Origin of the sequence: Bradyrhizobium sp. B124 (assembly GCF_038967635.1) — a bacterium.
GTDB lineage: Bacteria > Pseudomonadota > Alphaproteobacteria > Rhizobiales > Xanthobacteraceae > Bradyrhizobium.
Genome location: NZ_CP152413.1, coordinates 3,695,823 through 3,709,782, shown reverse-complemented (window position 1 = coordinate 3,709,782; position 13,960 = coordinate 3,695,823). Strand labels below are relative to the sequence as shown.

The window sequence follows — 13,960 nt, the reverse complement described above, 5'->3', positions numbered from 1 at the left end:
CTTAGAGCAAACTGGAGATCAAGGCGCGTTTGAGATCGTTCCAGAAACGATGGCAATCTTCGCTTTCGGAGGCGAACGACACCGGCGAAAGCTCGAGAGAACTCGCTGGAAATTGGCATTCGCAATTCAGCGGCGCCTGTCGCGTTTGTCGATGCAAAAGCCGCGCGGCAACTGCGCGCGCTATCGGCCGGCCCATCGCACCTCGGGTAGGGCGCGCCGGAGCCACCGCAGGTGCAGGCGTGATTGCCGGTCCAGGGTTGATCCGGATGGTTCTCGCAGACCCAACCGGTGTTATCGCAAAAGATGCCGCGGCTCTCGCTCTTAGGTCCTCGAACAGCCCCGGATCCGGCGGCTGCGGCGCATTTGCCGTTTTCCGGCATCGATCAGCAGGGCAGGGGTCGTAGCTCCGCCTCATTCTTTGGCTGACATGGCCAGTAAGTCAGCGGGGGGGCAGCGCGCGGGCGACTGCGCCCGGAGTGAAGCGCTTGCACCGCCAGCCGCGATCGCGCTCCTCCGGGCTGCGCTTCGCGTTGCAGCGCCAGACTGCCCGCCGCCCAGCGAGGCGTTGCCGCGGCCCGGAACCGGCCGGGCTGGGCGGCCGGCTCCATCAACTGCGAAGATTACGATGGTGCCAAAGGAGCGCCAAAAACCTGCGCGTAGCGCTAGTAATATGATGGTGGAGATACCGACCTGATCGCGGCGCAAACGGCTGAAATACTCCTCTGCCTGATTAGTGCAGAGACCATACAAGGAGTAAGCTTCTTGGTGATTGATTGATTCGCTTCAATTTCAAAAATGTCCGTGTACGATCTTAAGAAGCGGCTTCGTCGGCATGAACGACAGTCCCCTTCGCAATGCAGGCGCGAATGAAAGCGGCGGCTTGGCTTGCAGAGCCAAACACTGCTGGCGCCGAATCGCCACCGCGCTCAATGACGACGACGATGAGCTTCCATTTCCTATACTAATTGCGGGCATATCGGCGGTAGCGACGATTTTCTTGCTAGTTTGCTGGCTTTACGTAACCGCCAAAATAGCAACCATTCACTTCAGCCATCTTGCCCTCGCCACCAGTGACGTGCCCCTTCAGTTGTTCCGCCATTGCCTTGCGCAGCTTATGTAGGAGATTGAATAGGCACCCGATGGCCTGTAACGCCATGTGCCAGCCTATGGGACCGCGAGATGAGGTGATCCGTGAACTTCTAGTCGGGGACGGTCGATCGTTCACCTTCAGGTATGCTTTGCCTCGTTGGCGTCGGCTTTTTCGGCTTGTCCGGGAGTTCCGCCGCCATCGCTTCGACCGTTTCGACAACACGTTGGCGGCTCGCTCGGTCCCGGATCGAGCGAAAGGCTCGAAGAAGCCGGAACGCATCCGCAGCGTCTTTGCTCAATCTCTCCTTAGTCATCGATCTCGCCCTCGCATTGTCCTCGGGAATTCGCCTATCGTTTTAAGCCCAAGAAGATTTAAGCATGAGTGTTCCTTTGTTTTTCCGATCGCGATGACCGTGCTTATTTCGCGTGGGAAGCGTCAGCCTGGCAAAGGGCGAGCCAACCGAAGCGGCAGGCTGTGAGTCAATCAAAGCAGCAGCCGAAAAAGCGGCCCTGTGAGCTCGGACAATACGCCCCTAATCCGTGAACATTCATCGGTTTTCGGCGGGAACAAGTGGCAAATGCAGGGAATCAGTCATGCATATGCTCCCGCGATCGGGTTGCCCCCGACCGGGAGTATAGTGGCGCCCCCCGCGCCGGGGGCGCTGTCCGTTTACGCCACGCCGCTGGTAGCTTGTGTTACGGCGTCAAGTGAGCGTGAGATGTGCGGCCGATCACATCCGAAGATCGCGTGTCGATCTATTGACCCGGGCAACCCCTCGGTGCCGGAGCATCGCATGCCATGTCACTCGCTATCGCTCTCCCAGCCACCATGTTGAGAGGGTTCATCGTGGTGATTTTGACCTCCGCAATGTGACGACGTGGCTTCGCTTGAACGGGTAACTGGGCTGTCGCGAGCATCCCATCGCATGTAGCGCTAAAGCTCGTGGATAGGGTCCATTTCGGTCGCCTCACGATATCGAGTGCGGCTGTCTGATGGGTTTTCGCAGCGAACGCACTTGATCTCGAGGTGGCGATAGCCGGCGGTCAGGGCGTCGCCGAGCGCTGGCGACGGCTGGGCTGGGCCTTGCTACGCTGCGTCGATGTTCCTGTCGCTAGGCAACAGGATTGTACGTGGGGTCGACCGGGACTACAGCTTCGTATTGCTTAGCTTTTTCAAGTAACGCATCGCGAACTGGACCTTCCGGTAAGAGCGCAGCTTGGTGACGTGCCTCTCTAGCGCATTGCGCGGCTTCAATTGCCAGCTCTTCAGCCTCACGATTCATCGTCATCGCTCCGCTCGATGCCAAGCTGTTTGCGCACGGCGATCGCTGAATCGCCGACCTTCTCAACGGCTATTCGAAGCTCACCCTCCGGCACACCGAGCGGTATGTCCGGTGCTTGATCAGCGGCTTGATGTATGTTGATATGCAGTCGGTCTGCCTGCTTTTTTTGAATCAGCATCACATCTCCTCCCATCGGGAAGAACGGCAATGAACTTGTGATGTTCCAAAACCTGCAGAGCCGTTGCAATGCTTTCAGCCGATCATTTTTGGCTTCTGTCGCTCCGCACCCGTTTGAAACTCGTCCGGCCCCTTGATGAGTTTGACGCCCGCGCCTGGCCTGATTCCCGCGCGCATTTCTAGCGGCCGGTGTTGTGCTGTTTGGCCAACCACAAAAAAAGGCCCCAGCACCCTTGGAGGGTAATGCCGGGGCCAATCCGGATCGCCGAACCGCCGCCGCCGAGAAGCAGCGGTCGTCGCTACTAGGGCTGAAAAAGACACGAAATGAAAATCAGGTGCCCCGTGGCTCGCATCATCCAGGTGATCTGCGGTTCCGGAAATAACGCATGTGAATCTTTGCAGCTGTTTCCCAGTCCCTGCTGCTCCTAGAAGCGCCGTGATGCTGCGTTCGGTGATTTTCACCGCGGATGATCGAGATCCGGCGCATGTCGCGCCGATAGACGGCAAGGAATACGCCGCTCACCGCAGCGGGACGAAAGCTCAGCGCGCGGAAGCGGATATCAAGAAGCGCAACCGGGGCGCTCTGCAGATCGTGGCGAAACGATCAAAAACCGCAAAAGCGTCGAAGGGAGGACGATCTGATCCACTTCAGCTGCGCCTTTCAACACGACGCGGGCAAGAATGCCTAGCAATACCACCATCGTGCAAAAATACGGTGGCGTCTGTCTCGAAACAACGGCAAAAATCCGCGCGGTCGCGAGCAGCGTCGCCGACTTGCATGGCCGTGGCCATCGTGTCGTGGCGATCGTCTCAGCGATGGGCAAGACCACCGACGAACTCGTCAGGATGGCTTATCAGATCAGCCCGCATCCCAATCGCCGCGAACTCGATATGTTGTTGACCACCGGCGAGCGCATCAGCATGTCCTTGATGAGCATGGCGCTGTCTGATCTCGGCGTGCCGGCGATCAGCTTTCGCCGGCGGAAACACCAGCATCATGATGACTTGCGATTCGGAGGACACTCGACGCATTGCTGCCCATATTGGAAGGGAGCAAAAACCTGCGCAAGCGGCGCGAGAACTCGCGGGTGAAGCGGACGTCGCGGGTGCGCCCTCTGACATCCGAGTCTGGCCCCAAGCGGAAGTCCCTCCTGCTTCTCACAATCAACCGCACCAGGCGCTACTGAGCGCTAGTTTTGTCGTTTAAGCTGTCAAATCCACCGAGTTGGACAATCTTTTCGAAGTCGCCAAGCGTAACGACGCGGCGCTTTAGATCAAGGATGCCTTGGGTTCGGAACGCCTGAAGGACGCGGTTGACATGCACAACACTCAATCCAAGCGCGTCGGCCAGCTTCGATTGAGTGATCGGAAAGTCAAACTGCTCGTTAGCGACCATATCCATCGCTCCAAGCCGCTGGCGCAATTCCGCAATCAAATAGGCCATGCGCCCCGATGCGGATCGTGTGCCCAAATTGACTATCCATTGCCGGAACAATGCGGCGTCAACAAGCGACTCGCGCCAGAGCGCTCGTGCCAAAGCCGGACGCGTACTAAGGGTTCGTTCAAGCGCATCGTGATCAATAAAACCAAGTTGCGCTTTCGACAGCGTGGTCAAGTCGTGGTCCATCCGCTTCAGTGGCAAGCCGTGAAGATCGGGCATGTCGCCTGCGATGTGGAATGATAAAATCTGCCGTTTGCCATCTTCCGACACTTTGGATCGATAGGCAAAGCCGCTCAGAATCACGCAGCATTGGGTGCTAAGCTGCCCCTCGCGAATGATCGGTGAATCTTCCGGCAAACTCTTCACCGATGCAATAATGGACCGGAGGGCTTTCGTATCCTCGTCGGGTAACTCAGAGTGCTGCCGCAACTTGCGGATCATCATCTCGATGGGCATCTGAAGTTCCTTGTCAACCTTTCGGGACGGGAGGCTGTCCGCTTCCGCCCCAACCATACGCTTGGAACGGGTGTGGATGTAAATAATTGTCCCGCCAACTTCAGCGCAATAGTTCCAATCACGTCGCCCCGAATGCCGCGGTATTTTTTTCACATCCAGCACCGACAACGGGATCCAGACGAAACCGGCATGGACCTTCCCGACAGTGACGCCGCTTGGAAGGAGGCCACCATCACTGCTGGAAAAGTCCTTCAGGACCTCGATGGCACGTTGAAGCCAGGCCAGGAATGGCGGATGGAAGTAACTGACGAGGCGGGAAATCTAATATGGGTTCTCCGCCTGTTGGCTGAAGGGCACTGAAGCTCCGGCATCGGCACCTGTCGTACTTCTAGCTTCCGCTTCTGCCCCCAAAGCGGATGCGATTGCCGTCACATCGGACCGGCGATGCCGCCACCTTACTCCTAGTCGTCGTGCAAACCGTAGCTATTTGACGGCGGGGCGGAGGGCGGATTTCCGCGATGGAGACAGGGGGCTGGTAAACTTAAAACCCCTCGACGCCGAACAAAACTCGGCCGGGCAAATATCCTGAATTGGAGATGGTCTACCTCGCGGTCGCGAGCTCCACGTCGAGGAATGGAGCTAATGATATTGGGCCGACGGCGGGCGACGTTGGCTCGGCCTGGGCTCCGTCAAGAATGTGCCGCTAAGGAGGGGCGCCTGGTCCATGATGCAGCGCGGCTCTAGGATCCGCCGCTGCGACTAGTAGTACCGAACTAGATTCCCTGGAGCTCAGGAATTGGGGCTATCCACTAAGGCCGCTTCAGTTGGCGGCTCCGTTCATTTCGTGAATATCGCTTGATGGGCCCCTCCGACCAGCTCAACCATCGTAGGCAAGTCAGGGTTTGGTTGTGCAGTTAGCGATCGCAGCTTTACGCGTCTGGTCTGGGCGCTATCCGCATAAGGTAAGCTATGGGCCGGACGCAATGTGATCTTCTGAGACGGCCATACTGGCTTCCGGCAGAAGCTGCATCTCAAAACGATGGACGAGTGTGGCAAGCACAATCGTGGCTTCCTGCAAAGCGAACGAAGAGCCGATACAAATCCGCGGACCCGCGCCGAACGGCAAATAGGCTTCGCAGGCTCAATGAACCGCGAAGAATCGAAGACGTCAGAACGATCCCATGGGCGACGGTGCCGATGCAGGACATAGGGGCGATCACGATCAGCGCGTGAGGCTTGATGCGATTGTGACGACCAGCCGCTCAAGGAGACCGCAGAGATTTCCTGACAGCTCGCGGTCTGCCTCTTCGCGCACCCGCGCATACCAGCAGGGTGATCGCGGCAATAGGAACGCCGACCAGGCCAACGTGTTTGCCGTGGTCTCGTGGCCGACCGAAAGAAACGTCAGGATATTCGAGCGCACTTCGGCAATGCTCATCGGCCGGCCGGTCGATGGATCGCGCGTTCGCAGCAGCAAGGTCCGTAGGTCCTGCGGGACATCGGACGATGCGTCGAGCCGATGGCGTCTGACCTCGATGATCTTGTCGATGACATTTTCGAACTAGACCATCGTGGACCGCAAAGAGTTGCGGTGCGACCGCGGCACTAATCTGGGCACGCGCAAGAGATCGAACGCGTCGATCTGTCCAATTGCTTCAAAATAGGCATTCATGGCTGAACGAAATTCGTCGTAGCTCGTGCCGATGCCATCAGAGAAAATGGTCAGTGCCAGCACATTCAAGGTCAATAGCGTGACCTCCGCCGTGGCATCGATCGCATGTGGCGGCGCCAAGGCCCGCCACCTCGCGCTGACATGGTCGGCTGCCTCAAGTATGGCCTGGGTGAATGAGACGACGGATCGGCGTGCGAAGAGCGGCGCGAGCATGCGCCGTTGACTCTCCCAGCGCGCGCCTTCCACACTCAACAGGCCATCCGCGAGGCCGGACGCGAGGATGCGGCGCTGGATCGGGTCCTTGCGATAGTTGGACGCATTGTCGACCAGAACGTGCTTGATAGTTGACGGATCATGCACCAGGAGAGTCTGAAAAAAGGGAAGCTTTACCCTTTCGATCGGCTCTTCAAATGGTCTGGGGCGGGCGGCCGAAAAGATCCCTCGTGGCTAGTCTCGAAGAGCTGCAACATTCATGAACAACATAGGAAACTGAAAAATCGGCAATAAACGCGTGAATCGGCGACAGAGCTCCGTTGTTTGTGCGCAAAGCAGGGTGAGAGCGTCTATGGATCGCTTCGGTAAAACTAGGCCATGTACCTATAAACCCGGCGGCGTCATGTGACTGGTGACTACGTCCGCTTTGCTCCTATAGCGACCAAGTTCGTGCGGCACTGCAGTATGTCGCGATGGGCCCACATTTGCAGACCTCAGCCGCACTTCCGTAGTGCGGCCACATGATGTAGTGTGATTGGAGAGCCGCCACCGGGACGTGCCGAGGTCCCGGTTTTTCCAATGGCAGCGTCGAGGCCGTCGACAAGCCGCGTCAGTTGGTGGCGGCAACGTATGTCGCCCTCGGTTCAACCCGCTGCTTGCTACGCCCGGTACGCGCTGCGATTGGGCCAATCGCGTGCTCTAGAGCGTTTCATTTTTTGATGGAAGCGTATCCGGCATTAACGAAGTAGTTGCTGCATTCGCCGGGCAGAACGCTTCTGACAATGTGGCCGATGTGGTCGCAAGCGTCGTCGATCGTGCGTTTCTGTGCGATGCGCATCCAGTGCTTGATCTTGGCGAAGACTTGCTCGATCGGGTTGAGGTCGGGTGAGTACGGTGGCAGGTACCACAGCCTTGCGCCGGCTTTCCGGATCATCTTGCGGACGGTCGGCGACTTGTGGCTACCAAGATTATCCATGACGACGATGTCGCCCGGTTTGAGCACTTTGACGAGTTGCTGTTCGACATAGGCGCGGAAGCTTTCGCCGTTGATCGGTCCGTCGAATACGCAAGGCGCAGTGAGCTGGTCGGAGCGTAGGGCACCGAGGAAGGTCAGAGTTCGCCAGTGACCGTGCGGCGCAAAGCCGCGCAACCGCTCGCCCTTGGATCCCCAGCCGCGCAGCGGGGCCATGTTGGTCTTGATCCAGGTCTCGTCGATGAACACCAGGCGGTTTGGATCGAGGCGATCCTGCAAGCTGCGCCAGCGCTGCCGCCGCCGCGCGACGTCGGCGCGGCCCTGCTCAAGGGCGAACAGTGTTTTTTTTGAAGCTGAGACCTTCGCGTCGCAGGAAGGTCCATACCGCATGGTGCGAGACTTTCACGCCTCGCGCGGCAAGTTCGTCCTTCAGCCCGTGCAGCGTTAGATGTGGCGTCTGCCTGATCCGCTCCACGATGAACGCTCGATGCGGTTCCAGAACCGGCTTACGGTGACCGCCCATCTTGCCCGGCGCCACCGAACCCGTCGCGCGATAGCGCTGCCGCCACTTCACGACGGACGACACTGCAACATCGAACCGGGCCGCCACAGCATGGCAACTCTCGCCGGATTCCACCGCTTTTACGGCTCGCTCACGCAGATCATTCGAAAGAGGTCGGACCATCCGATACTGGCCTCCGATCCAGCCAGCATCTTGAATCACAAACCGCCGCCCGACGGAATCCCTCCCGATTCAATTAATCGATGAACCGCTCTAGTTCTCGGTGGCTGCCACTCCAGGGAGCTGGGCCGATCCCTCAGAGTGCTCCGCCGGTCTCAGAGGCTAAAATCGCGAACGTCAAACCGCGGGATGGATAGGGAATGTCCCAGCCAACGTCGGTTACCGAATGGTTGATGGCCGTCGGGCTGGTCGAATATGCGGCGTGTTTCGCCCGGAATGACGTCGACGTCTCGGTGCTGCCTCATCTGACCGACCTGGACCTGAAGGAGATCGGGGTCGCCTCGCTCGGTCACCGCCGCAAGCTATTGGCGGGCATCGCCGAGCTTCCGCGCGCCGACGCGCGTCCTTGTTCCAAACCACAGATTGAGGCCGAACGCCGTCATCTATCCATCATGTTCTGCGACCTCGTCGGGTCGACCGCGCTGTCGACCAGGCTCGACGTCGAGGACCTGCGCGCCGTCGTCACGGCCTATCACAAGTGCTGCGCGGAAGCCATCGAGCGCGAGGGAGGCTTCGTCGCCAAATACATGGGCGACGGCGTGCTGGCCTATTTCAGTTATCCGCTGGCGAGCGAGCACGACGCCGAACGCGCGGTGCGCGCAGGCCTCGCCCTCGTCGAGGCCGTGCCCCTCCTCGACACCTCCGCCGGCGCGCCGCTGGGCGTCCGGGTCGGGATCGCCACCGGGCTCGTGGTCGTCGGCGACCTGCTCGGAACCGGCGCGGCCGAGGAGCAGGCGGTCGTCGGAGAAACCCCCAATCTCGCTGCCAGGCTGCAGGCTCTGGCCCCACCCGGAGCCGTCGTCATCGCATCCGGCACGCACGACCTGACGGGCGGACTGTTCGAATACCGCGACCTCGGCACGGTCGCGCTCAAGGGCTTCGACCGCGAGGTGCGTGCCTGGCAGGTACTGGGGAGCGACGCGGCCGAAAGCCGTTTCGAGGCGCTACGCGCCGCCGGCACGCCGGTCGTCGGCCGGGACGACGAGACCTCACTGCTCCTACGCCGCTGGGAGCAGGCGAAGGCGGGAGAGGGACACGTCGTGCTGCTGTCGGGAGAAGCCGGAGTCGGCAAGTCGCGCATGACGCAAGTCCTTCTGGAGCGCTCCGCCCAGGAGTCGCATGCGCGCTTGCGATATTTCTGCTCCCCGCATCATCAGGACAGCGCGCTTCACCCGCTGATCGCGCAGTTGAACCACGCCGCCGGCATCCGCCGCGCCGACGCCGACGCCGCGCGTCTCGCCAAGCTGGAGGCCGTGATCGCGCAGGCGACCGACAGCCCGGGCGAGGCTCTGCCGCTGCTGGCCGACCTTCTGGGCATCCCACCGGGCGACCGCCATCCGGTCATCGACTTGCCGCCGCCGATGCGCAAGGCGAGAACGCTCGAAGCACCGCTTACGCTGATCGAGGGCCTCGCCGCGCGACGGCCCGTGCTGATGATATTCGAGGACGTGCACTGGAGTGATCCGACCACGCGTGCCCTGCTCGACCTTCTCGTCGACCGGCTGACGGCCTTGCGGGTTCTTCTCGTCGTAACGTTCCGCCCGGAATTCGCGCCGCCCTGGCGCGACCGCCCCCACGTGGATTGGATCGGTCTCGGCAGGCTGCCACCCGACCAATGCGCGGCCATCATCTCCCACCTCGCGGGCGGTCGGGTTCTGCCGAGGGAGATCGCCGGCCAGATCCTGGATCGCACTGACGGCGTTCCGCTGTTCGTCGAGGAACTGACCAAGACCGTCCTCGAGAGCGGACTGGTCAGAAAGGCTGGCAACAACGCCTATCTCGCGACCGCCTTGGTCGGACGGACCGCGATCCCAGAAACGCTGCTCGCCTCGCTGCTCGCCCGCCTCGACCGGATGCCCGAAACGCGCGATCTCGCGCAGCTCGGCGCGGCGCTCGGCCGCCAATTCTCCTACGAGCTGATCGCCGCCGTCGCGGGGCTTCCGCCGCCACTGCTGGAGCGCTCCCTGGAACGGCTCGAGAGCGCCGAATTGATCTTTCGGCGCGGCGCCCCGCCCGACGCCGAATACACGTTCAAGCATGCGCTGGTGCAGGACGCCGCCTACGGCACCATGTTGCGCGAGAAGCGGCAGCGGCTGCACGCGCGCATCGCCGCGACGCTCGAATCCGACTTCCCGGAGATCCGGGCGCGCCAACCGGAGACGCTCGCCCGTCACTGCGCCGACGCGGGCCAGACCGAGAAGGCGGCCGACCTCTACATTGCGGCGTCCGTTCGCGCCACCGCGGCCACCAACAACGTCGAGGCGACCGCGCATCTCAAGCGGGCGATGGCGCTGGTCAAGACGCTTCCGCCGCGCGCCCCGCGCACGGCGGAGTTGCGCAACCGGATCATGACGAGTGGATGGTGGTGGTGGTCCGCCTGACTGTCCGACGAACCGCCGGCCAAGGAAGGGAGAAGGAAGATGATCGAGAGTTTCGACGGAAGAACCGCCTTCGTGACCGGCGCGGCCAGCGGCATCGGCTTCGCCTTAGCCCGGGCCCTCGCCGCGGAGGGGGCGAAGGTGATGCTCGCGGACATCGAGCAGGGCGCGCTCGACTCTGCCTTGCGCGACCTGCAGGATTCAGGCGCCGACGCGCGGGCGGTCGCCTGCGACGTCTCGGACCGCGCCTCAGTCGTCCGCGCCGCCGAGGAGACCTTCGCGGCCTTCGGCAAGGTCCACATCGTCTGCAACAACGCCGGCGTCGGGATCGGAGGACCCGTCGAGGCCATCACGGAAACGGACTGGGATTGGCTGATCGGCGTCAATTTCATGGGCGCCGTCCATGGCATCCAGGCATTCCTGCCGCACATCAAGGCGCACGGCGAGGGCGGACACGTCGTCAATACCGCGTCCCTGGCCGGGCTAGCGGGACCGGCCGGAATTGCGCCCTACAACGCCACCAAGGCCGCCGTGATCTCGCTGACGGAAACCCTCGCCGCCGAGCTCGCCGGCACTGACATCGGGGTCAGCGTGCTGTGCACCGCCTTCGTGCGCACGCGCATCGCGACCAGCGCCAGGAACCGGCCGGCCCGCTTCGGCGGCGCCGACGACGCGCCCGCCAACCCGCAGATGGCCGCTCTCGTCGAGGTCGGACTGGATCCCGACTTCGTGGCCGACCGCGTGCTCGCTGCTCTCAGAAGCAACGATCTCTACGTCCTGACCCATCCGGAGTTGCGCGACCTCGTCGCCGGCCGCTTCGATCAGATCCTGGCCGCCTTCGACAAGGCCTCGCTCCACGAGGCCTCAACGCCTCCGGAAGCAGTCTCCGCGCGTCCCTAATCGGCTCAAAATCTTATCTCATCTCATGGAGGCCACTATGAGTATTTCCAAACAATTTTCCGACTTGAACTCCAAGTTTGTCGAGACGGTCAACAGCCACGACGCCCATCGCTGGGCAGCGTTATTTTCCGAAGATGCCGTTCTCATCCCGGCCGGACAACCCAGCGTGACCGGGCGCGCCAACATCGAGGTATGGGGCGAGGTCGCGGTGAAAATTTGGAATCATTTGGAGATTCAGGAAGGAAGCTGCACGACCGAGGGAGATGTGGTTTGGGAGCAAGGCACCTGGACCGGCAATATCAACGTGGCCGACGCGAAAACGATGGACGTGAGCGGAAACTTCCTGCTCGTCGCCGAGAAGGACGGTGCTGCGCTGCGCATCAAGGCGCATGCGTGGAGCGTCAACTCGACGACGTAACTGCCCTGAACGGGATCAGCGCGTCGCCGCGGACGACCAGTGACTTCCCAACCCTGCATCCTTGGAAGACGGCGATGATCGAATCGTCCGGACGTGGAAGCGCTCCGGTGCTTTCAAACGGGTCCAAGCTCGTGCGGCCTCGGAGCGCGAACACGTCCTCCGGGTCGCGAGCCCCGTGAGTTGAGCTGATCGGCGCGCTGCAGCGAAATGACGAGATGGGCCAAGAACTGCCGCGGCCGGGAGCGTTGCGTCTGGCCAGCCCCGTGTGATTCAAGCTTCCAAACTGGGAGCTCGAATCATGCGCTACGAACTCGCCGATTATGAATGGATTGCCATCAAGCCCATGCTGCCGAACAAGCCGCCTAGCGTTCCTCGGGTTAGCGACCGTCGTGTCCTCAATGGCATCTTCTGGGTCTTGCGCTGGAGCACCTTGGCGTGATCTGCCCAAGATGTTTGGTCCGTACACCACATAACCGCTTCGTCCGTTGGCGGCGGGCTGGTGTCTGGGGGCGCATCCTAGACGCACTTGCTGCTTCCCACGATGCCGCTGTCCAATGATCGACACCTCGATTCTCCGCGTGCATCAGCATGGAGCCTGCATCACTAGGAATCGGCGCCAATCGATGGGAAGGTCACGCGGCGGCTTGACGAGTAAAATCCACGCGGTGGTCGGTAGCTATGGTTTGCCGGTACGGTTGGCGTTGAGCCCCGGCGAGGCCCACGACGTTCGACTTGCCGGAAAACTGCTCTCTCGCCTGAAGCTCCCGGGTCAATGCTGCTTGCCGACCGTGGCTATGACGCCGACTGGGTAAGAGAGCTGGCCCTGAAAAAGGGGTGTGGGCCAACATCCCCCCAAAAAAGAAATCGCAGCGATCCGATCTGCTTCAGCCCGTACCTTTATCGCGCTCGCAACCAGGTCGAACGGTTCTTCAACAGGATCAAACAATGTCGTCGTGTGGCGACGCGCTACGACAGGCTTGCGGGAAACTACCTTGCCTTCGTCCAACTCGCATCTATCGGGCTATGGCTGGCCGCGCGTTATGAGTCCACGCCCTAGCGGAGACCGCGAGAGGCGGTGCAAGTCCACCGCTTCCCGAGCAGGATCTCGTCTTCCATGGCATGCCAGACTGCGGCGCCGCAATTGCTTTGACCTACATTCGAAATTCCAAGAGCGAATAATTGCGCTAGGATCGGGCTTCCCTTATGGGAGCAGTTCATGTTCGAGGCTACCACCGCACTTCTGCGCGTGCGTGGTCCTCGAGCGAAGTCTGCCAGAGCGTTTCGCACCGCGAGATCGGGACGCGCGCCCACGTCGCCTCGAAGATTTTGGAAGCTGCCAACTGCGGGGAGGTGTCGCCCGAAGGTCTCAAGCGGGTCGGGCGCCAAGCATGTGGCGTTGACCGGGCGAGCGGCGACGCGAACGTCGCCGCGAGGGGCGCGAACGCGCTCGGGCGAACGCTTCCTAGACTGTGTGAGTCTTCGGAAGACGACGAGATCCAGGCCCTTGCTGGTTAGGCGCGCAAACGGGATTTCACGTCGTGTCGTCGACGCGCGAAGGTTGCGGATATTGGACGAGCACTGACCTCGCGCACACGTAGGAGCCGCCACGAATCGCAGCGGCACCTTTTAGACAACAGGCAGTCTGACATTCTACCGAGGTGATTGCTTGGTAGCGGATCCGCTCTTGCCCCCGGAAGGCCCTTCAGGTTCGAGGGATCCTGCTACTGCACCGAGAGGTGTTGCTGGCTTGATCCGACTGTGCTCTTTTGTGCGGCAGGTCCGTTCTTGTTGCCAGCTGAACCGCTGATGCCGGCACCAGAATTCTGTGCGTTGGGCGCCGTTGCCGGACTTATGCCCGCGGCAGCGGTGTTCGGCTCGCCAGGCGGATGGGAGGCAGCGCCCGGCCTTTCTTGTTCTCCGACATAGCCCGACGCGCCTGAGTTCTGGGTTTTCGCACCCTTGTCGGCTTCGCTCTGAAGGTTCTGCCCCGGACTCGTCTGCTGGGCGGCTGCCGGAAGCCGATCGCCGTGGCCGCGAAGACGAGCGTCAATAGAGTGAGTATCCGCATGACTGCTTCCTCCCTCGTCTGCTTCTCCCGCAAGGTTGAAAGTCAAAAAACAACAGGATAGAAGGCGCGGCGTTCCTTGAGCGATCAAGCATGGCCGACGGCCGTGCCTCGTGATCACCTCACAATGAAACCTACCTCAGAGGCGACAGA

General features: G+C 61.2%; 11 protein-coding genes and 2 pseudogenes. 7 read left to right on the top strand and 6 right to left on the bottom strand.

Annotated elements, in window-relative coordinates:
* Window positions 1-832 precede the first annotated feature (832 nt).
* Complete coding sequence (locus AAFG13_RS17890) at window positions 833-1,120, top strand: hypothetical protein (protein WP_342712834.1); 288 nt, start codon at window positions 833-835, stop codon at window positions 1,118-1,120.
* Window positions 1,121-2,361: 1,241 nt separating this feature from the next.
* Here the strand turns inward: AAFG13_RS17890 and AAFG13_RS17885 are convergent.
* Both AAFG13_RS17885 and AAFG13_RS17880 read right to left on the bottom strand, forming a co-directional pair.
* The gene (locus AAFG13_RS17885; protein WP_342712833.1) at window positions 2,362-2,550 is read right to left on the bottom strand and encodes a DUF3606 domain-containing protein; all 189 of its coding nucleotides are present in this window, start codon (window positions 2,548-2,550) and stop codon (window positions 2,362-2,364) included.
* A gap of 74 nt (window positions 2,551-2,624) precedes the next feature.
* Window positions 2,625-3,011, bottom strand: a complete 387-nt coding sequence (locus AAFG13_RS17880; protein WP_342712832.1) for a hypothetical protein — start codon at window positions 3,009-3,011, stop codon at window positions 2,625-2,627.
* A gap of 219 nt (window positions 3,012-3,230) precedes the next feature.
* Between AAFG13_RS17880 and AAFG13_RS17875 the strand changes: the two genes are divergently transcribed.
* On the top strand, window positions 3,231-3,641 hold the full coding sequence (locus AAFG13_RS17875; protein WP_342712831.1) for a hypothetical protein: 411 nt from the start codon (window positions 3,231-3,233) through the stop codon (window positions 3,639-3,641).
* Window positions 3,642-3,729: 88 nt separating this feature from the next.
* On the opposite strand, the gene AAFG13_RS17870 is transcribed toward AAFG13_RS17875, so the two are convergent.
* Entirely contained in the window at window positions 3,730-4,608 is an 879-nt protein-coding gene (locus tag AAFG13_RS17870) for a Crp/Fnr family transcriptional regulator (protein WP_342713355.1), read from the bottom strand.
* A 27-nt stretch (window positions 4,609-4,635) separates the two neighbouring features.
* Between AAFG13_RS17870 and AAFG13_RS17865 the strand changes: the two genes are divergently transcribed.
* Window positions 4,636-4,806 (top strand): hypothetical protein, encoded by a 171-nt coding sequence (locus tag AAFG13_RS17865; protein ID WP_342712830.1) that lies wholly within the window; start codon window positions 4,636-4,638, stop codon window positions 4,804-4,806.
* A 615-nt stretch (window positions 4,807-5,421) separates the two neighbouring features.
* On the opposite strand, the pseudogene AAFG13_RS17860 reads toward AAFG13_RS17865, so the two are convergent.
* The 3 genes and pseudogenes from AAFG13_RS17860 to AAFG13_RS17850 form a co-directional block, all read right to left on the bottom strand.
* A pseudogene (locus AAFG13_RS17860) lies at window positions 5,422-5,983 on the bottom strand (cytochrome P450); the annotation flags it as partial.
* Window positions 5,984-6,007: 24 nt separating this feature from the next.
* Window positions 6,008-6,478 (bottom strand): cytochrome P450, encoded by a 471-nt coding sequence (locus AAFG13_RS17855; protein WP_342712829.1) that lies wholly within the window; start codon window positions 6,476-6,478, stop codon window positions 6,008-6,010.
* Window positions 6,479-7,040: 562 nt separating this feature from the next.
* A protein-coding gene (locus tag AAFG13_RS17850) for an IS630 family transposase (protein WP_342709458.1) occupies window positions 7,041-7,989 on the bottom strand; the annotation gives its coding sequence in 2 pieces (ribosomal slippage) (window positions 7,041-7,652 and window positions 7,654-7,989; 948 coding nt in all).
* A gap of 197 nt (window positions 7,990-8,186) precedes the next feature.
* On the opposite strand from AAFG13_RS17850, the gene AAFG13_RS17845 reads away from it, so the two are divergent.
* The 4 genes and pseudogenes from AAFG13_RS17845 to AAFG13_RS17830 all read left to right on the top strand — a co-directional run bounded on the left by AAFG13_RS17845 (window position 8,187) and on the right by AAFG13_RS17830 (window position 12,799).
* The gene (locus AAFG13_RS17845; protein WP_342712828.1) at window positions 8,187-10,427 is read left to right on the top strand and encodes an AAA family ATPase; all 2,241 of its coding nucleotides are present in this window, start codon (window positions 8,187-8,189) and stop codon (window positions 10,425-10,427) included.
* Window positions 10,428-10,466: 39 nt separating this feature from the next.
* Entirely contained in the window at window positions 10,467-11,324 is an 858-nt protein-coding gene (locus tag AAFG13_RS17840; RefSeq protein ID WP_342712827.1) for an SDR family NAD(P)-dependent oxidoreductase, read from the top strand.
* Between the two features lie 37 nt (window positions 11,325-11,361).
* Window positions 11,362-11,742 (top strand): nuclear transport factor 2 family protein, encoded by a 381-nt coding sequence (locus tag AAFG13_RS17835; RefSeq protein WP_342712826.1) that lies wholly within the window; start codon window positions 11,362-11,364, stop codon window positions 11,740-11,742.
* Window positions 11,743-12,040: 298 nt separating this feature from the next.
* A pseudogene (locus tag AAFG13_RS17830) lies at window positions 12,041-12,799 on the top strand (IS5 family transposase).
* Window positions 12,800-13,960 lie beyond the last annotated feature (1,161 nt).

Bases quoted from the DNA above. Each gene is read 5' to 3' on its own strand.
- AAFG13_RS17890 (WP_342712834.1), top strand. From the start codon at position 833: ATGAACGACAGTCCCCTTCGCAATGCAGGCGCGAATGAAAGCGGCGGC.
- AAFG13_RS17885 (WP_342712833.1), bottom strand. From the start codon at position 2,550: ATGCTGATTCAAAAAAAGCAGGCAGACCGACTGCATATCAACATACAT.
- AAFG13_RS17875 (WP_342712831.1), top strand. From the start codon at position 3,231: ATGCCTAGCAATACCACCATCGTGCAAAAATACGGTGGCGTCTGTCTC.
- AAFG13_RS17865 (WP_342712830.1), top strand. From the start codon at position 4,636: ATGGACCTTCCCGACAGTGACGCCGCTTGGAAGGAGGCCACCATCACT.
- AAFG13_RS17845 (WP_342712828.1), top strand. From the start codon at position 8,187: ATGTCCCAGCCAACGTCGGTTACCGAATGGTTGATGGCCGTCGGGCTG.
- AAFG13_RS17840 (WP_342712827.1), top strand. From the start codon at position 10,467: ATGATCGAGAGTTTCGACGGAAGAACCGCCTTCGTGACCGGCGCGGCC.
- AAFG13_RS17835 (WP_342712826.1), top strand. From the start codon at position 11,362: ATGAGTATTTCCAAACAATTTTCCGACTTGAACTCCAAGTTTGTCGAG.